Source organism: Oceanihabitans sp. 2_MG-2023, assembly GCF_030547245.1.
Taxonomy (GTDB): domain Bacteria; phylum Bacteroidota; class Bacteroidia; order Flavobacteriales; family Flavobacteriaceae; genus Oceanihabitans.
In genome coordinates, this window is record NZ_JAUOQT010000001.1 from 410,240 (window position 1) to 431,837 (window position 21,598).

Genomic DNA, 21,598 nt, shown 5'->3' on the forward strand with positions numbered 1-21,598 from the left:
AAAACATTAATGCCAAGACAAGCACCTAAATCTCTTAAAGATGGCAAAAAAACTAGCTTAAAAGAATCTTTTAGTGCGCTAGTTTTTATTCCTAGATTTTTTAAAGAAATCTGGAAAACCAATAAAAAACTCTTTTTACTATCTGCTTTTTGTAGGCTTATTGGAGCCGTTTTACCAGTTGTAATTCTTTGGATTGGCAAAATAATAATTGATGAAATTATTCTTCAAACGAAAACAGAGGTTGCCGATTTATCGTTACTTTGGACCTATGTTGCCATAGAGTTTGGTCTTATTATTATTTCCGATTTAGTGAGTAGAGCCATTTCTTTAACAGACGGTTTGCTTGGTGATTCTTATTCTATCGATTCGTCCGTAAGAATCATAAAAAAAACAAATCAAATAAATATCAGCCTTCTTGAAGATTCTGAGTTTTATGACAAACTAGAACGCGCAAGAACCCAAACAACCAGCCGTGTAGGTCTTATGTCTAATGCATTAGGCGAAGTACAAAGTTTAATATCTATACTTACACTAATCGCTGGTTTAATTTATTTTGAACCTTACTTAATCATCCTTTTAGTATTAAGTATTATTCCTTCGTTTATAAACGAAATTTGGTTTAGCCAACAACAATACTCTTTAGCTAGAGGTTGGACTGCAGAACGCAGAGAACTAGACTACTTGCGTTTTATTGGTGCAAATGACAAAACAGCAAAAGAAATAAAACTCTTTGGATTAACAGATTTTGTTGTTGATCGATTTAAAAACCTCTCACAAGAATATTACGATTTAAATAAAAAACTAGCAGTAAAACGTTCTGCTTTAGGATTTGTATTTAATGTTTTAGGCACATTAAGTTATTACGGCGCTTATATATTTATAATTTATAGAGTAATTTCAGGAATGATTACTCTAGGAGAATTAACCTTTTTATCTGGAACATTTAATAGACTTACCAAAAATTTACAGGACTTCTTTTCTAAATTTACTCGTATTACAGAAAGTGCTTTATACTTAAAAGATTACTTTGATTTTTTAGATATCTCTATTGCACCATCGCACAAAGAAGACATGCCTCTTCCGGAAGTTATTAAGGAAGGATTTGAATTCAAAAATGTACATTTTGCATATCCAGGATCTGAAAACGAAATACTAAAAGGAATTAGTTTCACTATGAAAGCGGGTGAAAAATTAGCGTTTGTAGGTCAAAATGGAGCAGGAAAAACGACATTAACCAAATTGGTATTGCGCTTTTACGAACCTACTTCTGGTGAAATATTATTAGACGGAATTAACATAAACAGATTTAATAAAGCTGCATACCAAGCGTATTTTGGTGTTATTTTTCAAGACTTTTTTAAATATGAATTTACCGTAAGAGAAAATATAGCTATTGGAGATATTGATGAAATAGATAACCAATTAAAAATTGAAAATGCTGCAGCACTTAGTTTAGCTAATGAAGTAGTGCAAGATTTAAAATTTGGTTACGACCAACAGCTTGGTAAACGTTTTTCGAAAGGGCAAGAACTTTCTGGAGGACAATGGCAAAAAGTTGCATTAGCTAGAGCATATATGAAAGACGCCAAAGTAATGATTTTAGATGAACCAACTTCGGCATTAGACGCTAAAGCTGAAAGCGAAGTTTTCGATCGTTTTATAGGCTTAACAAAAGATAAAACAAGTGTTATTATTTCACATAGATTTAGCACTGTACGGCAAGCAGATAGAATTTTAGTTTTAGAAGAAGGACGCGTTTTAGAGATTGGCACACATGAAGAACTCATGAAAAACAAATCTCTTTATGCAGATTTATTTACACTACAAGCTGAGGGTTACCAATAGTTACTCTTGTAAATTCTGTTAAGAATTTCACTCGAATTCCCATTTAACAAATAATTTAAAACACCTATCTTCGTATTATGGCAGAAGAAATTATAAATCGCGTTGCAAATAGCAAATTAGAAGTCTTTGATCTTGAAGATTATTATCCACAAGGCAAGCGTATACTTTTTGACATTAAAGACTGGCTTTATGAAGGCTTTGTTTTACGCGAAAAAGACTTTAGAGCATTAGTAAAAGATCATGATTGGTCACAGTATCAAGATACTTTTGTTGCACTTACTTGTACAACAGATGCGATTGTACCAGATTGGGCATATATGCTTTTAAGTATTCACCTAGAACCTTATACAAATACTACCGTTTTAGGAAACTTAGAAACTTTAGAAACTTCACTATACCAAGAAATTATCCAAAATCTAGATATTACTAGTTATAAGGACAAACCAATTATCATTAAAGGTTGCTCGAAAAAACCAGTACCTTCGAGCGCTTACCTAATGATTACCAACAAGTTAAAACCTATTGCTAAATCTATCATGTTTGGCGAGGCGTGTTCTGCTGTCCCACTATTTAAAAACACTTTATCGTCAAAATAGATCACTTTATCTATTTTAAGAAGAATAAACCAATATTAGTATAAAGTATTGTAGTCTTAATACTTATTTTTGCGCGTTCAAAAAACAAAACAAATGAAAAAAATATTTTTATTAGTTGCATTATTTATTGGAGTAGCTTCAGTAAATGCACAGACAGATGAAAACACTTTAACTAAAGAAGAATTAGCAGCTCAAAAAGCAGAAAAGCAAGCTATAGCTGATGCTGCTCAAGCAGAAGCAAATGCGCTACAAGCTCAAATTGATGCTTTACCAGGATGGAGAAAAGGTGGTAATGTTTTAGTAACTTTTAACCAATCTGCATTCAACAATGAATGGACTGGTGGAGGAATAGGTAACTTAGCTGCTAACCTATTAATTAACTACGATGCGAACTTAATTAAAGGAGATTACATTTGGGACAATAAACTTATTGTTGACTATGGTGTGAATAAAACTAAAGGAGCTGACGATTTCACTAAGTCTAATGACAGAATTGAATTTAACTCTATTGGTGGTAAAAAAGCAAGTGGTAACTGGTATTACTCAGCTTATTTTAACTTTAAAACACAAATGGACAAAGGGTTTTTATATGACACTAATGGTAATACTATTGCTACTACGTCACATTTCTTCTCACCTGCTTATTTTCAAGCTGGACCTGGAATGTTATGGAAAAAATCGGATAACTTAAATGTTATGATTTCTCCTGCTGCTGCTAAATTAATTATAGTGCATGATGAATTTGCTGGAAGTTTTGGTACTGATCCTGGTGACACTACTCGTTTTGAGTTAGGCGCTGCATTAAGAGGGTATTATAAATTAAACTTAGGTAAAAACATTTCTATGGAAAACATCTTAGCTTTATATACTAACTATTTAGAAGATCCTCAAAATGTAGATATCGATTACACTATGAATCTTTCTATGGCTGTAAACAAATACATTTCTGCGAACTTAGTATTTCAAGCGATTTACGATGACAACGCAAACCCAAATGGTTTTCAAATTAGAGAAGCTTTTGGTGTAGGTTTTAACTATGGTTTCTAATTATTAGAAAATAAAAATTATATTTTTAAAAACGCGCTTCTATGAAGCGCGTTTTTTGTTTGTAAATATGTTGTTCATGTACTGCTTCCTTTATCTAAAAATAGAGAGCACAGATTATCTTACTGCTATTCTTTGCTAGAACCATAATAGTCAGCCCGCAATAACGATTGCAACGGCATCCTTTATGCAAAGAATAATTATGCTATGGTTTTTTTAAAATATTTTTTGTCTATGAATAAGGACTTGATACAAATGCTATACTACTTTGCAGAAAGATATAGTGTAAAGCGTGGTTGCTTTTGGCTATTTCTACCAAAAGCAAATTGCCAAACTTTTTAAAACAAATACTTATACTTCGAAAGTACTTGAAGTGACGTTGTAATAGAATTCTACTCTTCTTCGGTATAATCTGGATATAAAAAATGATTATAAGGAAAACGGGTTACATGAATTTCACGAACTTCATCATACACACGTTTTTTAAAGTCTACCAAATTTTGTTTGTTTAAAGCAGAAATAAATAAGGCATTGTTTTTACCAACCCTGTGCATCCAAGTTTTTTTCCATTCTTCTAAAGAATAGTGCTCTTCGGTACGTTCTGCTATTAAATCGGTTTCATCGTAAGGTTCTGCTTCATAAGCATCAATTTTATTAAAAACCATGATCATTGGTTTGTCGGAACTGTCTATTTCTCCTAAAATTTTGTTTACAGATTCTATATGTTCTTCAAAATTAGGATGCGAAATATCTACCACATGTAATAGTAAATCTGCTTCTCGAACCTCGTCTAAGGTACTTTTAAAACTCTCTACTAATTGGGTTGGTAGCTTACGTATAAAACCAACTGTATCGCTCAATAAAAAAGGCAAATTTTGAATAACAACTTTTCGAACAGTAGTATCTAAAGTTGCAAAGAGTTTGTTTTCGGCAAATACTTTACTTTTACTAATTACATTCATTAAGGTAGATTTACCAACATTGGTGTAACCTACAAGCGCTACTCTTACCATTTTACCTCGATTACCTCGTTGTACAGACATTTGTTTGTCTATGGTCTTTATTTTGTTTTTTAGTAGTGTAATTCTATCTCTTACAATACGTCTATCGGTTTCAATTTCTGTTTCTCCAGGTCCACGCATTCCAATACCACCTTTTTGTCGTTCTAGATGCGTCCACATACCTTTTAATCTTGGTAGTAAATATTCGCATTGTGCCAATTCTACTTGCGTTCTTGCATAACTGGTTTGTGCTCTTTGCGCAAAAATATCGAGAATAAGATTGGTTCTATCTAGTACTTTACATTCTAGAATTTTACTTATGTTACGTTCTTGAGCTGCAGAAAGTTCGTCGTCAAAAATCGCTGTACCGATATTATTTTTTTCAATAAACTTACGTACATCTTCCATCTTCCCAGTTCCAATAAATGTTTTAGGGTTTGGTGTATCTAGTTTTTGGGTAAATCGCTTTAATACTTCTCCTCCAGCTGTAAATGTTAAAAACTCTAACTCATCTAAATACTCTTGAGATTTATCTTCGTCTTGATTTTTAGTAATTACTCCTATTAAAACTGCTCTTTCAAGGGCTATATCTTTCTTTTCTATCATAAATTCAATTAAAGTACAAAGTTAATCAATTGTTAGCAGTTTAATTTTTATATTTTTGAAGAATAACAAAAGGCTGTTTTGTTGTTAGAATCTTTATTCTAAACTAGCGAACTTATTATAAATAAACGATATTAATGATTGATTATTCTGACATTCCTGAAGATGTAAATGTACATACCATAGCTTTTTATAATACCGAAAACTTGTTCGATATTTTTGATGATGAAAAAAAGCATGATAATGATTTTTTACCAAGAGCAGATAAACGTTGGACTGCAAAGCGTTACAAGAATAAGTTACGCAAGTTAGGATATACCATCTCTAATATAGGAAGAAAAGAAAACGGAAAACATCCAGCAATTATTGGTTTAGCAGAAGTGGAAAACGCTAAGGTTTTACAAGATTTAATTACATCTAAACATTTAGAAAATTGTAATTATAATTATGTGCATTACAATTCTAAAGACGAACGCGGTATTGATGTAGCTTTGCTTTATGATGCTACTGTTTTTACTGTAGAAACTTCAGAAAAATTCGCTTTAGAGCTTTATAACGATGCAGGCTTGCCAGATTACACTAGAGATATTTTACTAGTTTCTGGTGAATTAGCTGGCAATAAAATACATGTTATTGTTAATCATTGGTCTTCAAGACGTGAAGGAGAACGAGAAACAGAACACAAAAGAATGGCTGGATCTAATAAAGTTGGAGAAATAATTTCGAACTTAAAACTTAATGATCCTGATGCTAAAATTTTAATTATTGGTGATTTTAATGATGATCCTTCTAGTACTAGTATTAAGCGTCTAGTAAGTGGTTTTGATTTGTTTAACCCTATGGGAAACTTACGCTCTTTTACTAGAGGAACTAGTAAACATAAAAGACAGTGGTTTTTATTTGATCAAATATTTGTTACTAAGAATTTTTTAGAAACCTCCGAAAAATCATTACACCTGGAAAAAATCAATATTTTTGATGCCGATTTTTTAAAAGTCGCTAACGGAAAATATAAAGGTTCTCCTTTTAGAACCTATGTTGGTAAAAGATATCAAGGTGGTTATAGTGATCATTTTCCTGTATATGCGGTTTTAAGAAATAGGGATTAGAGGAAATGGCGGATGACTGTAACTCATGTCATTTCGAGCTTGTCGATAAATCTTTCTGGTTTAATTACACAAACCTTTTAAACCGCTTGATAAATAACGACTGCTAAACCAATACAAGCAATTGGGAGTAACCAAAGCATAAAAATACTATAGCCAACCGATTTTTTTTTAAGCATTTTAGCATTTAGTACTTTTCTTTTTCTTCCTGCGTATTGCATCCAGTTTTTAAAAAATATAAATATACCTGCTAGAATGAATAATACTATGGCTTTATCTTGCGACATGGTTGTCATATTCATTTGTTTAAAAAATCCAGCAAAAAACACACCAAAAAGCAATAATAAAGCACATTGTAATACAGAAATGTAGATTGTAGCAAGTTGGTTTGCTTTTTTATTTTTAGCATCTTTATAATGCTTAAAAACGCTGAAGAATAAAGTATCGAAAAGTGTCATTTATTAGGAAGTCTAGTTAAAAAATAAAACCTGCTAAAGGGAATTAGCAGGTTTTAAAAGATATTATATTATGAAGATTAGTTTTCTGCTAATACTTTATAGTTATCAATTTCGAAAGTACCATCAATATTGTCGGAACCATCATCTCCTCCAATGTATTTAAAAGCAACATAAGCAGTTCCAGAATAAGAACTTAAATCTACTAAACCAGAATCTATCCAGTCTTGGTAATACTCACTAGCATCAACTACAGTAGCATCCGAAAGTGTAGTCCAAGTTGCAGTTGTAATATTTGCTTCAGTACCATCCCAATCTGTAGAAATTAGTACTTGTAATTCACTAGCATCCGAAAAACTATTTGAAGATTGAAAGTTAACAAATTCGTATTCTTGTGCATCTAAATCTATAGATGGGCTAATTAACCAAGCAATATTACTAGGAGAATTAGAATTATAAGCTCCCATAGAAGCAATTACATTTCCAGGTCCAGGATTACCACTATCTGTAGTAGTTAATGCTCTCCAGTTGTATGATCCTTCTTCTGCATAAGCTGTCCATCCATTTCCAGAAACCGTTGAAAAAGTACTCATAGATTCAAAATCTTCAAAAAAGATTTCGCTAAAATCGCTTTCATCTAATGTAGAACAACGAGCTCCATCTAAAGCTACATCCTCTACAGTATTTAAAGCTAAAATACGTGTACTACCATCAAAAGTTTTATTAACAATTGCTTTAATTGATCCATTTCCTGTTGGTAATAAATGTTCTTTAAAAGTAGCAAAAGAACTTGTTTCTAAAGACATGTTAGAATAAGTGAATCCGCTACAAGCTTGTAAAGTTCTTTGTGTATCGTAAACTTGAACTGCATCAAAATAACGTTCACCATCTAAATTATCAGCAAACTCTACGCCATCAATTTCAACAAATACTCCTACATGAGCATCTGTAAGTTCAGAAAAAGTTACTGCTAAAGGAATAATTTCTTCAGTTACATCAGAACGTAAAATGTTATCTCTAATTTGGTTTTCGTTTACTCTAGTAACCACACCACCGTATTGGTCGAACTCTGTTCCTCCACCAATAGTAACGATTCCATTTCCAACTCTTTCTTCTCCAATTTGAAGTCCTTTTAAGCTAATATATACTTCACGACCTTTATTGTATTGGTTGTATGTATCTACTTGGTCTATAATAATTTTTAAAGCTCCTGTTGGATTAGAAGGTGCATCTTGAAGATAAAATTCTTTAAAGAAGTTTCCATCTTTATCACTTGAAGATACATATCCTTTTACATAAATATCGTTTTCAACATAAAAAGGCACAGTTTCTGCTCCATCTTCAATATATAATGCTTTTACATAAGCAAGATCTACTTCAGTTGCAGATGCTAACATGGCAGTTAAAGCTTCATTTTCATCATCACCTAAACTACTAGGGATTGTGTAATCGTCATCTTGTACACAAGACGTTATTGCTATACAAGCAACAAAAGCTAATATTAGGGTTAAAAATTTACTAGTTTTCATAATTCGTAATGTTTTTATTAATTTTTCTTTTTTTTTTAAAATCTAAAGTACACATTTACAAAGTAATTAGCACCACGACCGTACCAATATTTTGGTCCAAATACACGAGATGGATTGGCATTATCGTCTCTTAATTCTCTATAGTTTGCATTTCTACCTTGTTCAAAACCACCAGTTTTGTACTCTTTATCTAGTACATTACCTACACTAGCAAAAAAGCCAATATAGTACTGATCTATTTTCCAAGACTTACCACCAACAAGATTTACAACCATATAATCGTCAAATTCTTCTTGTTTTAATAATTCTGTAGCTATTTCTTCATCATAATCATTAAATGGTAAACCATCTGCATCTAAATAAAAGTTTTCGGTTCTAGTTAATGCATTAACATCTACATAAGCGTTAGAGAAAAAGTTAGCTGTTGCACCAAACCACCAGTATTTAGGATCTCTATATTCAAAACCTATAGAAGCTGCACGTTGTGGCCCTCCTGCGACTTTATAATCTTTAAGATTTGCTTGTCCGTAAGATATAGAACCATCTTCCGATTCGAAACTTGCTGAAGTTAGATATAAGTCTGGGTTGTTATCATAAACATAGTCACCAAAGGAACCTGCCGCTTTTAACTTAATCGTAGGAGTTACTTGAGCTTCAATACCAAACTCTACACCAATATTTCTTTTATCTATTCCTGTTAAAACTTCTTGTACAAATGCAGAAGTTTCGTTTTCTGCAATAGCATCACCACTTAATCCGTCTGCGTAGTAAAAACCAACTTCGTTAGCATCTTTAATAGTAGAATAGAATCCTGTTAATCTTGCTTTAACGATAGGAGATCTAAAAATATAACTAGCATCGAAAGAAGTTACTTTTTCTTCTTCAATACCTCTTACTATATTATGATTTTCTCTAGAGTTAGAAAATGTATTACGTAAAGAAGGAGCTCTTTCAATATAACCAGCATTTGCATCGAATAAATGTTTACCCGTTATTTTATAGGTAAATCCAGCTTTAGCTCCAAGGCCATTAAAGCTAAGTTCTTTTCCTTTTCCGTAAGAATCATCTCCTGAAAACTTACTATGCTCCCATAAACCTTCTCTTTGGTATGTAGTGTTTGATAAGCTTCCAGAAACAAAAAAGTCTATTTTATTATATTTAAATTGTGCTTGCGCATACCCAGAAAGTACATCTGCATATAAGTTATAGTTATATCTAAACTTATCGCCTTCTCCAACTAATCTATCTGGGTTTTGGGCATCGTATTGAAAATTATCAAAAGAATCTACATTTAAAGCTCCTACTGTAGAACCTAATAAATCAATAACTTCTCCAAAGTTTTCCGATTTTAATGTCTTATAGTTAAGAGAAGCATTAATTAAAATGTTTTCATTAATTTCAGAACTTAATATAGAGTTTAGAGTAAGTTGCTTATCGTCTGCACGATCTTCGTATAACACATAAGCTGCTGGCTCACTACCATTAGTATCTATATTATTATTTTGGTTTGCTGTAAGAATGTATTCCCAATCTATTTGGCCACCATTTAAAAAGTTTTGTTCTGCTATATATGCTCCTGCATTATCAGGACCATCATCATCTGCTGTATAATAACTAGGTAAATCTTGGTAGTATGCTGGACTTGGGTTTGAACCTCCAGAATAATCTAAACGACTGTTTCCTAATTTACCAAATTGGTAACCAACATTAGTATTTAAAGTTGTTTTAGGTGAAATATCCCAATAATGATTTAACATTACAATTGGTTCTTCTACCTCTTTAATACGTGAATTTCTTTTTTCACCATCTAACCAACCCCAATATTCGTTATACTGAATACCTTTTAGATCGTATACTTCTTGTGTATTTGGTGAAGATTTACCTCTTCTATTTGGTGCGTATATAGATGTGAAATTTAAGCTATGCTTATCTCCAAATTGTTTTTCAACAGATGCAAAAAACGAATTAGAATCATATAATGAAGCATCTTGATATCCTTCATTTCCCCAACGTCTACCTGCCATAACCGTATAAGCCCAACCTCCTTTTAAAGCTCCAGAAGCGTAACTAGCCATTAAACGGTTTGTATAACTTCTATTAGAAGACGAATACGTTACACGACCTCCTTCTCTATAAGAAGAAGCTCTTGTATTGATATTAGTTGTTCCTAAAATACCACCAAAATTGTACGCTGAAGGTGTTAAACCTGTAGTAAGTTCTTGGTTACGAACAACATCATTAAGTCCACCCCAATTGTTCCATTGTGGTCTACCATTATATAGCTTGTTCATTTCAATTCCATTAATTAAAACAGAACCATTATCGGAATCTAAACCTCTTACTTTAAAGAAAGAAGAGCTAAACTCGAAAGCAGCTGTACGTTGAAATATGTCTTGTGAAGAAGATAATAAACCAGAAATATTATCTGCTCCAGTAGTATCATCATTTAACTCATCATCAGAAAGTGTAATGGTAAATAAGTCATTACCTGATAAGTCTTTTTCCATAACCATATCATTTATGGTTAATGTTTCACCTTCATTAACTACAATTGGGTAACGTTGTATTACGAAACCATCTTTAGTTAATCTTAAAACTTGTTCGCCTAAAGGCAAATCACTGCTAAACGTAAACACTCCTAACTCATTGGTGAGTGTAGACTGGTTTGTTTCTTCAATAGTAACAGTAACATCTGAAATAGGCTCGAGAGAAATTGGTTGTTTCACACTTCCTGTTACCATGGTTTGCTGTGCAAGCGTGGTAAAGCCTGATAAAATTCCGAAGAAAAGAATTAGAAATCTTTTTTGCATACTTAAATTTATAGTTAGTAAACTCTTTTTACATTAAATAATTATTATTTAAAGCACGCAAATTTACATTTTTTATAATAAATATTTACATTTGGCAGGAGTTTTGTATTAACATAACTATAACATAACATTCACATTCATGAAAAATTTAAAATTCTGGCTTGCAGCACTGTGTTTAACAGTAGTTTTCACTGTAGAAGCTCAAGAAAAAAAGAAATTCAAAGTCCATACTGTTGGGTTTTACAATCTTGAAAATTTATTTGACACTATTAATGACACAAGTAAGTTCGATGAAAGAAGTCCTATAATGGAAATGAAAACCAAACAGTTTGAAGTGTACCAGAAAAAAGTTAAAAATATGGCTCGTGTTATTTCTGAAATAGGAAAAGACGTTACCAATAATTCGCCAGTACTTTTAGGTGTTTGTGAGGTTGAAAACAGAGAAGTACTAGAAGACGTAGTAAATGATCCTGCTTTAATAGAACACGATTATGGAATTGTACATTATAATTCGCCAGATGTAAGAAGTATTGATGTTGCTCTTTTATACCAAAAGAAATTTTTTACTCCTTTATCTACCAGTAGTCATACCTTAAAAATTTATGATGACAAAACCAAAGAGCGTAAACACACTAGAGATCAATTATTAGTAAGTGGTAAATTAGACGGTGAAATGATTCATCTTATTGTAAATCACTGGCCTTCTCGTAGTGGTGGAGAAGCTCGTAGTAGACCGAAACGTGTTGCTGCAGCCAAACTATCTAAGAAAATTTTAGATTCTTTACAATCTATAGATCCATATGCTAAAGTTTTTATCATGGGAGATTTAAATGATGACCCAACCAATGAAAGCGTTAAAGATGTATTAAAAGCGCAAAGCAACAAAGACAAAGTTGGTTTTAAAGGACTTTATAATCCATACACTAACATGTTTAAAAAAGAAGGTTTAGGTACAACTGCTTATAGAGATGCTTGGAGTTTATTTGATCAAATTATGGTAACAAAACCATTACTAGAAAAAGATTATTCTACTTTTTCATTATATAAAGCTGGGATTTTCAATAAAAACTACTTAGTAAATAAAAAAGGAAGATATAAAGGCTATCCAAAACGTAGTTTTGCTGATGGTGGTTTTACAGATGGCTTTAGTGATCACTTTCCTGTTTACACGTATCTTATTAAAGAGGTCACAGAATAAAACTGAACTACTTATAACAATAAAAAAGGCTTCCTAAATTTAGGAAGCCTTTTTTATTGTTATATCACTAGGAATACAATTAGAATACTAGTTAATTTCTCGAATTTAACCTAATTAACCATCTTGTTTTTAAGGTAGTTTTCGTTTGTTAAACTCTTTTTAGCCTAACCAAACACTCCACGGAATTCTAGATAACACTAACAGTAAAGCTATCGTATAAAATATAGCAATCGTTTTGTGCTTTGGCTTAGAGGTTAGCTTCTTTTTATGTTTAGAATACCCTATAGTAATAAAAGTGACTGCAAGAATACCAACAAAAGGGTGCTCTACAGCTAAAAGTCTAGCAAAAGGAGATAAGCCTCCCATTCCATTTGTAGTTATATTGCTTAATCCGTTTGGAGAAGTAAAGTATAACACCAAGCCAATTAATAATTGAATATGAGAAACAATAAGCGTAAACAAAGCAATTCTAAAATCTTTTGGTTCATATTCTTTACTTGCAAAAGTTTTAATTAAGCTATTTACTACTGCTAATATTAAAATAATAAGAACTAAATAAGCCCAATAGGAATGAAGGTTTTTTACTATACTGTACATGAAATTTAAGTTTGAATTAGTATGACAACAAATGTAGTAATTATTAGGCATAAAAAAACCTCTTCAAATAAATGAAGAGGTTTTTTATATTTTAAACTTTTAGATAATTAGAAATTATATTTAAGAGAACCGTTAAATGTCATTCCATTTGTGTTGTAATATCCAAAGTTGTCAGATTGTTGAATTCTTACTTCATCAAACACGTTAAATACGTTTCCAACAAAAGTTAATTTATTATCACCGATATTAAAGTCATAACTTAACCCTAAATCTGTTAATGAATAAGGCTTAATTCTACCAACATTTTCTGTTTGAACAGAATTACCATCATTTTCAAATAATCTATCGTAATAGTTAATGTTTCCATAAATAGTTAATCCGTCGATTAGACTTGCTCTAGCACCAAAACCAGCTGTAAATTGAGGAGCATTAGTAATTTTAACACCATCTCTATCTGTTCCTGCAGATTCTGAAACTAAAGCTCCAGTTTCATCATTGTAAATAGACACATCTGATGTACCTTCATATTCCCAACTACCACCAGAAATATAACCAGTTAAACTTACACGATTAGTTACATTATATTGCATATCTAACTCAACACCTTTATGAATTTGACGAACACCTCTATCAAAAATATTTAATTCAATATCATCAGAGTCATCACTAGGAGTTCCATTTTCATCAATATCCGTTCCTAAAATCACACGATTATCCCAATCTGTATGATAGAAGTTAAAGTTAGCTCTAAATTTATTAACTTGAAATTTATATCCTAATTCAAAACTTGTAATATCTTCATTGTCTACTTCTGGATTTTCAAATATATCATTAGAACTTCTAATATCTTTAAATATATTATCTAAGAAAGGCTGTCTAGAATATTTACCTGCATTGAAGTATATTTTACTCGTTTCGTCCATTGCATAAGCAACACCACCTTTTAAGTTATAACCTACTTTATTTATTTTATCTGATTTCCCTAAACCTTCATTTTCAAAACGACCTTCTCTTTGGTAAGATTGGTTAGATATTGCTCCTTGAAAAAAGATTGAAAAAGCATCTTTAGCATATTCAGCTTGACCAAAAACACCTTGATAATTAATATTTTCAGAATAGTCATAATCAATACGTTGCCCTTCATCTGCAAAGTTAAATAATGCAGCCCAAGGATTTGGTGCAAAGTTATCTGTAACTACTTCACCATCTGGTCTGTCATTAGCCCAACCTGTAAGACCATAAAAATCGGATACCTGTCTAAAGTGATCCCCTCTATAAAAACGAACATCTGCACCAACATTAAGGTTTATGTTTTCGTTTAAATCAAATCCAAGGTTAGATACTAAACCATACCATGAGTGGTTATTTACAGAAGATCTTCTTATGTACCCAGCTCCTAAAGGAGCTCCATAATCACCTCCAACACCAATAAGTTCGTTTTGAGCTTCAATAGCAAAGTAATCTATTTGTCCGTCATCAGTTCTAATTCTTCCGTTTCCTCTATCACCAGTTCCTCCACCACGTCCCCATGATGCATAAGCTACTGTTGATAAATCTGTTTTTTCTGAAATATTCCAATCCCAGTTAAAGTTAAATACTGGCTTGTGGTAATAGTTTGTTCTTTCTGATTCTATTTCTGAATTATAATATCCAGTTCCTCCACCTGAAGTATATCCCCAATGTTGGTTAAATTTCGGGTCATCTCTAAGAGTTTCTTTACTTTGAGACCAACGTTGTCCATGTTGTTGTGGTGCTCCAGTTAACAATAAATTGAATGCATGCTTATCGTTTGGCTTATATCCTGCAGAGAAAAAATACGTTTGACCAGAACCAAAAGTACCTTCTGCCCATTTTCTATGTGCTTGCCAATGGTCTAATAATACTGAAAAAGACCATCCTTTTTCGTTTAAGCCAGTATCATAAGATGCTGTAGCTTTCATATAACTATCGTTACCACTTAAAAATCTAACAAATCCTCCTTTTGTTCTATCAGTAGATTTCATTACTAAGTTCATAGTACCACCAACAGATGAGATAGCTAATTTAGAAGAACCTAAACCACGTTGTAATTGCACTCCATTTGCAACGTCTGCAATACCAGCCCAGTTAGACCAATAAACTCGACCATCTTCCATTCCATTAACAGGTTGCCCGTTTAATAAAACTGCAATGTTAGTTTGGTCAAATCCACGCAAAAACATTTGAGAATCACCAAAACCTGTTTGACCAGATACATAAACAGAAGGTGTGTTTTTAATAATTTCTGAAACCTCTACGTTACCAATAGCACGTTGTTGAATTTCTACTTTTTTAACCGTAGATACTGCAATTGGCGTAGCTCTGTCTTCTGCTAAATCAATAACTCCAGATCCAATAATAACTACTTCTTCTAAAGAATTATCACTAGCTAAAGTAATGTTTCCTAAGTCTGTGTTACCATTAAAGGCTAGCGTTATAGGAGTATAACCCACATAAGAAACAACAACTTCTCCTGAGTTTGCTTGTGTTGTAATTGTGAAATTACCATCAAAGTCTGAAGACACACCGTTTGCTGTACCTTTTTCTATAACGTTCGCTGCCGGAAGTGGCGCGTTCATTTCGGCATCAATAATAGTACCTGTAACTGTACTTTGTGCCATAGTTCCTGTAGTAAACACAAGTGCTACTACTAAAAATAAAAATCTTGTAATTTTTTTCATTTTATTAAAATTGGTTTAAATTTTTTTGCAAAATTACATCTAATTAATGGTTAAACATTAACTTAACGTTAACAATTCATTCTGTCTCGAATTTAATAAAAATTAACAGAGTATGTTTTACTCTGTTTTAAAAACTATAAACAGACTTTTCAACAATTAATCTGTTAATTTTTTAAAATGCTTCAATAAATTTAAGGTAGATGCATCATGATTAGCAAAAGTGTTATTTTCAAATTCTTTTAAAATTTTTCCCGCCAATTGTTTACCAAGCTCTACTCCAAATTGATCATAGCTAAAAATATTCCATACTATTCCTTGAACAAATATTTTATGTTCGTACATAGCGATAAGTTTTCCTAAGCTTTCTGGAGTAAGGCTATCTATAAAAATAGTATTGGTTGGTTTATTACCTTGAAATACTTTAAAAGGTATTAATGTTTCTTCTGTTCCTTCTGCAATAACTTCATCCTTATCTTTTCCGTTTAAAAGCGCTTCCGTTTGTGCGAAAAAATTAGACATTAATTTGTCTTGATGGTCTTTATTACCATGTAAAGATTTAGCAAACCCAATAAAATCTGCTGGTATAAGTTTTGTTCCTTGGTGTATTAGCTGAAAAAAGGCGTGTTGCGAATTCGTTCCTGGTTCTCCCCAAATGATTGTTCCTGTTTGGTACTTTACCAATTCTCCATTTCTATCTACACTTTTACCATTACTTTCCATAATACCTTGCTGTAAATAAGTAGCAAATTGATTTAGGTATTGTGAATATGGAATTATCGCTTCGCTTTCTGCTTTAAAAAAATTATTATACCAAATGCTAATTAAAGCTAGTACAACTGGAATATTGGTTTTAAAATCTTGAGTCTTAAAATGATTATCCATTTTATTTGCTCCTAGAAGTAGCTTTTCAAAATTTTGATTTCCTACTGCCAAGCTAATGGTTAATCCCACTGCGCTCCAAAGAGAAAAACGGCCACCAACCCAATTCCACATGGGGAAGATATTATTTTCATCTACACCAAAATCTTTAACTTTTTCAATATTAGTAGAAACCGCTACAAAATGTTTTGCGATATCTTCTTGTTTTGCACTTTTTAAAAACCAGTTTTTTAATGTTGTTGCATTAGATAAGGTTTCTTGTGTTGTAAATGTTTTAGAAACAATAACGAATAGTGTCGTTTCTGGATCTAGCTTTTTTATCACTTCATTTACATGGTCTCCATCTACATTGCTTACAAATTGTGTAGTTAAATGATTTTTATAGTACTGAAGAGAATCTACAACCATTGCTGGTCCTAGATCTGAGCCACCAATACCAATATTTACAACATGTGTAAAAGCTTTGTTTGTATATCCTTTTTGATTTCCTGAGATTATAGCTTCAGAAAATTGTTTTATTTTTTGTTTTACCGAAAATATTTCTGGCATTACATTAACACCTTCCACTTTTATATTGGCATCTTTAGAAGCTCTTAAAGCAGTATGTAATACTTCTCTTTTTTCAGTTTCATTAATTACTTCACCAGAAAAATACGCTTGCATTGCCTCCTTTAACTTCACCTCTTCTGCTAATTGTAAAAGCAGTGAAAAAGTTTCATCAGTGATTCGATTTTTGGAAAAGTCTACGTAAAAATCTTCCCAAGAAATGGTGAATTTTTCTGCTCTTTTGTCTTCTTGAGCAAATAATTTTTTCATTTCAACATCTTGTATTTTGTTGAAATGTGTTTCAAGGTTTTTCCAAGCTTTTGTTGTAGTTGGGTTAATTTTTGGTATTGCCATTTTTTAGTGGTTTACATGTGTAATTAGGTTCGCATCTAATAACTCTTCTTCGATTAGCTCTTCTTCTAGTTCTTGGCTTTGATATTGAATATTATCTAATTGAAGCTTTAGTGGTTTAATAAAGTCTAAATATTTTATTTTTAAACTATCTGAAATAGGTTCTGCTTCTGGAAGTTTTTGTTTGAATGGATCTACTTCTTTTCCATTTTTCCAGAAACGATAGCATACATGAGGCCCTCCTGTATTTCCAGTCATGCCAATCCATCCAATAACATCTCCTTGTTTAACAAACTGTCCTTTTTTAACGTTTTGCGCTTTCATATGAAGGTATTGCGTTTCGTAAGTTGCGTTATGTCTTATTTTAACAAATTTACCGTTACCACCTCTTCTGGTAGATTCTATTACAGTACCGTTAGCAGTTGCAAGAATTGGTGTTCCTTTTGGCGCTGCAAAATCGGTACCTCTATGCGGACGTATTTTGTTACCATAATAAGCAATACGTCTTTTTAAATTATAGCGAGATGAAATTCGGCTAAACTTAACAGGTGCTTTTAAGAAAGCCCGACGAAGATTTTTGGCTTCTTCATTAAAATAATCGGAAATCCCTTTGATGCTATCTGTTTCAAATTCGAAAGCATAAAAAGGTTCGTTATTATGTTCAAAAAAAGCAGCTTTTACATCTGCAACTCCAGCATAAATACTATCATCTATATATTTATCGGTGTAGATTACTTTAAAACGATCTCCTTTTTGCAAGCGTCTAAAATCTATAGTCCAAGGATAAATTTCGTCTGCTAATTTATACGCTAAACGCACACTTACATTTTGATTATCTAATGCTTCTGAAATATTAGAAGTAATGATACCTGCCACTTCTTTTTCTACATATTTTATAGGTTTTCTACTGGTATATGCATGAATAGAATCTTGAAAATTAATTACTACATATTCTTCTTTATTTGGTTGGTATATGAAGCAATTTGGTTTTTCTAGTGAATCCCCTTTAGTACATAACAGGGTGTATGGCTTACCTACTTGTAGTTTTCTGATATCGAAAGTATCTTTTGATTTTTCGGCAATTTTAAAAATATTAGCAAAACTGATACTGTTACGTTGTAATATTTCGCCAAAGCTATCCCCTTTTTGAATAGTATCTCTTTTTACTATATAATCATTGAGGTTAAAGCCAAACTCTAAAACCTCTTCTGGTTCTACAATTGCTATTTCTTCGGAAATAATTTCTTTTGGTTCTTGTTTACAGCTATAAAACAAACATATAGTCGCTATTGCAATTACACATCTGTTCCCCAATCTTTTAATTCTTGCTCGCTCCATAGTTCTGGAAAAAATATTCTTTTTTGGTATTTAGGATGCATGTATTTTACCCATTCACTTCCTCCTGTAGCTTCAGCAGTTTTACCTCCAATATTTAAGTAATGGTTTGCTGTATTATAATGGGCCATAACCCATTTAATATTAACAGTATGGTCATAATGACGCATCGCATTTATTAATTCTTTATTTTCTCTAACACCTTGTGGTAATGCTTTAAATTTAGTATAAAGATTATGCGTGTTATAAAATTTTGTAAATCTAATAAATTCGTCTTTATATCTATCCTCAAAAACTGTTAATAAATAGCTTTTCTCACCTGTTTTGTAGTCTTTTCCTGCAGCTTGCCAATATAAATGATCGAAAGCATGCTCATAAGGTGTGTTTCTATCGATAGTATCTCTAAATCTATTATCAATTAAATTGATGAGTTCTGTGGAAGCAAACTCTATTTTTCTGTATTGTGCACTTTGAAAACCACTCGCTGGCGTTAAGGTATTTCTAAACTTGTTGTATTGTTCTACATCCATGCCATCTTTCATAATGGTGAATGAAGAGGTAAGCATATCGAAATAGCGACTAATACGCATTATTTTTTCAGTAAAAAAAGGAGCTTCAATTTCTTCTTTTTTAGCTACTTGATCGATTTCCCAAAGTATCATTTTAAACAACAATTCGTTAATTTGATGATACATGATAAAGACCATTTCGTCTGGTAAAACAGTGCGTTGTGTTTGAAGATCTAACAATGCGTCTGTTTGTATATAATCCCAATAATTTATTGGTTTACTATATAATAAGCCTTGTAAATGTACATCTAAATCTTGGCCTATATTATCGAATTTTTCTTTGAGTTGATTGGTTATATCTTTATCCATTAATTATCTGCAATAATTTTAAAAGGGTGTTTTAAGCCTTTAAAAGCATCTAAATCTGCTCTAAGAGAACCTACAGCTAAATCTGCCTTTATACGTAAAGGTAATTTATTTTTGTCTTTTGAAACCCAAAGCGTCAAACTTTCTTCTTCTTTAAAGACGCGTCCTGCTAAAACATATGGTCTAAATTTTAGTGTTCTTACATCTCCAAATTCTGTTTCTATAATTTCTTCACCTAAGTACTTAATTTTAAAACCATAATTTTCTTCATCAAAAAACATGTCTGTTTTAATTTCATCACCTATTTTAAGAGTAGAAATATTTATTTTGTTTCTTAAGTAATAATACATAGAAACCATGTCTTGTACATTTGGTTTGGTATCTACAACAAGTTTTTTCTTTTTCTTTTTATTGTTGATATGTGCTTTTCTATTTTCTTGATCAAAGTCTATTTCTATATCTTTGGTATGACCACCTTCATCAATGTTTCTAATGAATCTATATGGCAATAGCGTAGTTTTATCAAAATAGCTTTCGTATCTATCTTTTACTTTAAAGAACCACTTAATTGCACCTGTTGTCCAGCCTTTACCTACAACATGATATACTGGTTTTCCATCTATTTCATCATCTTTTACAGTTAAGGTTGCATTTCCTGCTTTTAAGAAGCCACTGTAGCTCATTTCGAAACGAAACCATTCTCCAGCTTGAAAAGCTTCTGCCTCTTGTGCTTGTGTAGAACTCATCGTAGCTAATGCTAGTAATAATATTAATAATTTGCTCATATTGCTATAGGTTGTAAATGTAACTCACTATCTTACATTATATTGTTATTATGTAATAATTACAATTACTATTCCAAAAGTAAAAAACAAAAAAACTCTAACCTTATAATTGTTAGAGTTTTTAAGTAGTAAGGTGTTAAATATTTGTTATAAGGTTCCTCTTTTAGCTTGTTCTCTTTCAATAGATTCAAAAAGTGCTTTAAAATTACCTGCTCCAAATCCTTTTGCTCCCATTCTTTGAATGATTTCAAAAAACAAAGTTGGCCTATCTTCTACTGGTTTGGTAAAAATTTGCAGAAGATACCCTTCTTCATCTGCATCAATCATGATACCTAAGCCTTTTAATTTTTCAATATCTTCTCGTAATTCATGGCTAAACTCTTCTAATCTTCCAGGAACAGCTCTATAATATTCTTCTGGAGGTGTAGAAAGAAACTCTACTCCATTGGCTCTTAATTGCGAAACAGTTTTAATAATATCATCTGTTGCTACAGCAATATGCTGGACACCAGCTCCTTCGTAAAAATCTAAATATTCTTCAATTTGTGAGCGTTTCTTTCCTTCTGCTGGTTCGTTAATTGGGAATTTTATTCTTCCGTTTCCATTAGACATTACTTTACTCATTAGTGCGGAATACTCTGTGTGAATTTGTTTATCATCAAACGATAAGAAATTTTCGAATCCCATTACATCTTCATACCATTTCACCCAAACATCCATTTGGTTCCAACCTACATTTCCAACCATATGATCGATGTATTTTAATCCTGCGGTTGGTGGGTTATAATCGGATTCCCATTTCTGAAATCCTGGTAAAAATGCGCCATTGTAATTTTTACGTTCTACAAACATGTGCACCGTTTCCCCGTAGGTATAGATTCCTGCTCGAACCACTTCTCCATGTTCGTCTGTTTCTACTGTTGGCTCCATGTATGATTTTGCGCCTCTTGCAGTGGTTTCTTTATAAGCCTGTCTTGCATCTTCTACCCAAAGCGCCACTACTTTTACACCATCTCCATGTTTTACAATATGGTTGTTTATTGGTGATTTGCTATTTAAGGGCGTGGTTAGCATCAACTTAATCTTGTCTTGTGTTAACACATAACTTACGGAGTCTTTAGATCCTGTTTCTAAACCCTTGTATGCATGTGATTGAAACCCAAATGCTGTTTTATAAAAGTGGGCTGCTTGTTTTGCGTTACCAACATAAAACTCTACATAATCTGTTCCTAAAAGTGGAAGAAAGTCTTGCGCTCCTTCGAATATTTTTTCTAAACCGTAGTTTACTGATTTAATTTCTTTTGCCATCTTTAGATGATTTTAATGTTTGTTAAAGCTATTTGT

Annotated in this window: 16 protein-coding genes; 5 read left to right on the plus strand and 11 right to left on the minus strand. The window is 32.1% G+C overall.

What is annotated here, in order from left to right; all coding sequences use genetic code 11:
• Window positions 1-9 precede the first annotated feature (9 nt).
• From Q4512_RS01790 to Q4512_RS01800, 3 genes are all read left to right on the plus strand, one after another.
• Window positions 10-1,845 carry an ABC transporter ATP-binding protein gene (locus Q4512_RS01790; protein WP_303420987.1) on the plus strand — a complete coding sequence of 612 codons (1,836 nt, stop codon included), beginning with the start codon at window positions 10-12 and terminating at the stop codon, window positions 1,843-1,845.
• Between the two features lie 77 nt (window positions 1,846-1,922).
• Window positions 1,923-2,441, plus strand: a complete 519-nt coding sequence (locus tag Q4512_RS01795; RefSeq protein ID WP_303420989.1) for a DUF2480 family protein — start codon at window positions 1,923-1,925, stop codon at window positions 2,439-2,441.
• 93 nt (window positions 2,442-2,534) lie between these two features.
• Entirely contained in the window at window positions 2,535-3,488 is a 954-nt protein-coding gene (locus Q4512_RS01800; protein WP_303420991.1) for a DUF3078 domain-containing protein, read from the plus strand.
• Between the two features lie 389 nt (window positions 3,489-3,877).
• On the opposite strand, the gene hflX is transcribed toward Q4512_RS01800, so the two are convergent.
• The gene (hflX, locus tag Q4512_RS01805; RefSeq protein ID WP_303420993.1) at window positions 3,878-5,092 is read right to left on the minus strand and encodes a GTPase HflX; all 1,215 of its coding nucleotides are present in this window, start codon (window positions 5,090-5,092) and stop codon (window positions 3,878-3,880) included.
• A gap of 134 nt (window positions 5,093-5,226) precedes the next feature.
• Between hflX and Q4512_RS01810 the strand changes: the two genes are divergently transcribed.
• Window positions 5,227-6,198 carry an endonuclease gene (locus Q4512_RS01810; RefSeq protein WP_303420995.1) on the plus strand — a complete coding sequence of 324 codons (972 nt, stop codon included), beginning with the start codon at window positions 5,227-5,229 and terminating at the stop codon, window positions 6,196-6,198.
• Window positions 6,199-6,275: 77 nt separating this feature from the next.
• Here the strand turns inward: Q4512_RS01810 and Q4512_RS01815 are convergent, their stop codons facing one another.
• From Q4512_RS01815 to Q4512_RS01825, 3 genes are all read right to left on the minus strand, one after another.
• Window positions 6,276-6,653: a hypothetical protein gene (locus Q4512_RS01815; protein ID WP_303420997.1), complete on the minus strand. Its 378-nt coding sequence runs from the start codon at window positions 6,651-6,653 to the stop codon at window positions 6,276-6,278.
• A gap of 77 nt (window positions 6,654-6,730) precedes the next feature.
• Entirely contained in the window at window positions 6,731-8,179 is a 1,449-nt protein-coding gene (locus tag Q4512_RS01820) for a DUF5689 domain-containing protein (RefSeq protein ID WP_303421002.1), read from the minus strand.
• 35 nt (window positions 8,180-8,214) lie between these two features.
• Window positions 8,215-10,989, minus strand: coding sequence for a TonB-dependent receptor (locus Q4512_RS01825; RefSeq protein WP_303421004.1), 2,775 nt, complete (start codon window positions 10,987-10,989; stop codon window positions 8,215-8,217).
• Between the two features lie 139 nt (window positions 10,990-11,128).
• Here Q4512_RS01825 and Q4512_RS01830 point away from each other — a divergent pair, with 139 nt between their 5' ends.
• Window positions 11,129-12,187 carry an endonuclease/exonuclease/phosphatase family protein gene (locus Q4512_RS01830; protein ID WP_303421005.1) on the plus strand — a complete coding sequence of 353 codons (1,059 nt, stop codon included), beginning with the start codon at window positions 11,129-11,131 and terminating at the stop codon, window positions 12,185-12,187.
• A 159-nt stretch (window positions 12,188-12,346) separates the two neighbouring features.
• Here Q4512_RS01830 and Q4512_RS01835 read toward each other — a convergent pair whose 3' ends face one another.
• The 7 genes from Q4512_RS01835 to hppD all read right to left on the minus strand — a co-directional run bounded on the left by Q4512_RS01835 (window position 12,347) and on the right by hppD (window position 21,562).
• Window positions 12,347-12,784, minus strand: coding sequence for a hypothetical protein (locus Q4512_RS01835; protein ID WP_303421007.1), 438 nt, complete (start codon window positions 12,782-12,784; stop codon window positions 12,347-12,349).
• 107 nt (window positions 12,785-12,891) lie between these two features.
• Window positions 12,892-15,483 carry a TonB-dependent receptor gene (locus Q4512_RS01840; protein WP_303421009.1) on the minus strand — a complete coding sequence of 864 codons (2,592 nt, stop codon included), beginning with the start codon at window positions 15,481-15,483 and terminating at the stop codon, window positions 12,892-12,894.
• Between the two features lie 156 nt (window positions 15,484-15,639).
• Window positions 15,640-17,262, minus strand: a complete 1,623-nt coding sequence (gene pgi, locus Q4512_RS01845; RefSeq protein WP_303421011.1) for a glucose-6-phosphate isomerase — start codon at window positions 17,260-17,262, stop codon at window positions 15,640-15,642.
• Between the two features lie 3 nt (window positions 17,263-17,265).
• Window positions 17,266-18,597 (minus strand): peptidoglycan DD-metalloendopeptidase family protein, encoded by a 1,332-nt coding sequence (locus Q4512_RS01850; protein ID WP_303421013.1) that lies wholly within the window; start codon window positions 18,595-18,597, stop codon window positions 17,266-17,268.
• Entirely contained in the window at window positions 18,555-19,472 is a 918-nt protein-coding gene (locus Q4512_RS01855) for a tryptophan 2,3-dioxygenase family protein (protein WP_303421015.1), read from the minus strand. Before Q4512_RS01855 ends, Q4512_RS01850 begins: the two co-directional genes overlap by 43 nt.
• On the minus strand, window positions 19,472-20,254 hold the full coding sequence (locus tag Q4512_RS01860; protein ID WP_303421017.1) for a DUF3108 domain-containing protein: 783 nt from the start codon (window positions 20,252-20,254) through the stop codon (window positions 19,472-19,474). The genes Q4512_RS01855 and Q4512_RS01860 overlap by 1 nt, the downstream gene beginning before the upstream one ends.
• A 147-nt stretch (window positions 20,255-20,401) precedes the next feature.
• The gene (gene hppD, locus Q4512_RS01865; protein ID WP_303421019.1) at window positions 20,402-21,562 is read right to left on the minus strand and encodes a 4-hydroxyphenylpyruvate dioxygenase; all 1,161 of its coding nucleotides are present in this window, start codon (window positions 21,560-21,562) and stop codon (window positions 20,402-20,404) included.
• Window positions 21,563-21,598: the final 36 nt, after the last annotated feature.

What these genes read in the sequence shown, in the direction of transcription:
- Q4512_RS01795 (WP_303420989.1), top strand. Translation starts at nt 1,923, where the DNA reads ATGGCAGAAGAAATTATAAATCGCGTTGCAAATAGCAAATTAGAAGTC.
- Q4512_RS01790 (WP_303420987.1), top strand. Translation starts at nt 10, where the DNA reads ATGCCAAGACAAGCACCTAAATCTCTTAAAGATGGCAAAAAAACTAGC.
- Q4512_RS01810 (WP_303420995.1), top strand. Translation starts at nt 5,227, where the DNA reads ATGATTGATTATTCTGACATTCCTGAAGATGTAAATGTACATACCATA.
- Q4512_RS01840 (WP_303421009.1), bottom strand. Translation starts at nt 15,483, where the DNA reads ATGAAAAAAATTACAAGATTTTTATTTTTAGTAGTAGCACTTGTGTTT.
- Q4512_RS01850 (WP_303421013.1), bottom strand. Translation starts at nt 18,597, where the DNA reads ATGGAGCGAGCAAGAATTAAAAGATTGGGGAACAGATGTGTAATTGCA.
- Q4512_RS01855 (WP_303421015.1), bottom strand. Translation starts at nt 19,472, where the DNA reads ATGGATAAAGATATAACCAATCAACTCAAAGAAAAATTCGATAATATA.
- hflX (WP_303420993.1), bottom strand. Translation starts at nt 5,092, where the DNA reads ATGATAGAAAAGAAAGATATAGCCCTTGAAAGAGCAGTTTTAATAGGA.
- Q4512_RS01860 (WP_303421017.1), bottom strand. Translation starts at nt 20,254, where the DNA reads ATGAGCAAATTATTAATATTATTACTAGCATTAGCTACGATGAGTTCT.
- Q4512_RS01815 (WP_303420997.1), bottom strand. Translation starts at nt 6,653, where the DNA reads ATGACACTTTTCGATACTTTATTCTTCAGCGTTTTTAAGCATTATAAA.
- Q4512_RS01835 (WP_303421007.1), bottom strand. Translation starts at nt 12,784, where the DNA reads ATGTACAGTATAGTAAAAAACCTTCATTCCTATTGGGCTTATTTAGTT.
- Q4512_RS01800 (WP_303420991.1), top strand. Translation starts at nt 2,535, where the DNA reads ATGAAAAAAATATTTTTATTAGTTGCATTATTTATTGGAGTAGCTTCA.
- pgi (WP_303421011.1), bottom strand. Translation starts at nt 17,262, where the DNA reads ATGGCAATACCAAAAATTAACCCAACTACAACAAAAGCTTGGAAAAAC.
- hppD (WP_303421019.1), bottom strand. Translation starts at nt 21,562, where the DNA reads ATGGCAAAAGAAATTAAATCAGTAAACTACGGTTTAGAAAAAATATTC.
- Q4512_RS01825 (WP_303421004.1), bottom strand. Translation starts at nt 10,989, where the DNA reads ATGCAAAAAAGATTTCTAATTCTTTTCTTCGGAATTTTATCAGGCTTT.
- Q4512_RS01820 (WP_303421002.1), bottom strand. Translation starts at nt 8,179, where the DNA reads ATGAAAACTAGTAAATTTTTAACCCTAATATTAGCTTTTGTTGCTTGT.
- Q4512_RS01830 (WP_303421005.1), top strand. Translation starts at nt 11,129, where the DNA reads ATGAAAAATTTAAAATTCTGGCTTGCAGCACTGTGTTTAACAGTAGTT.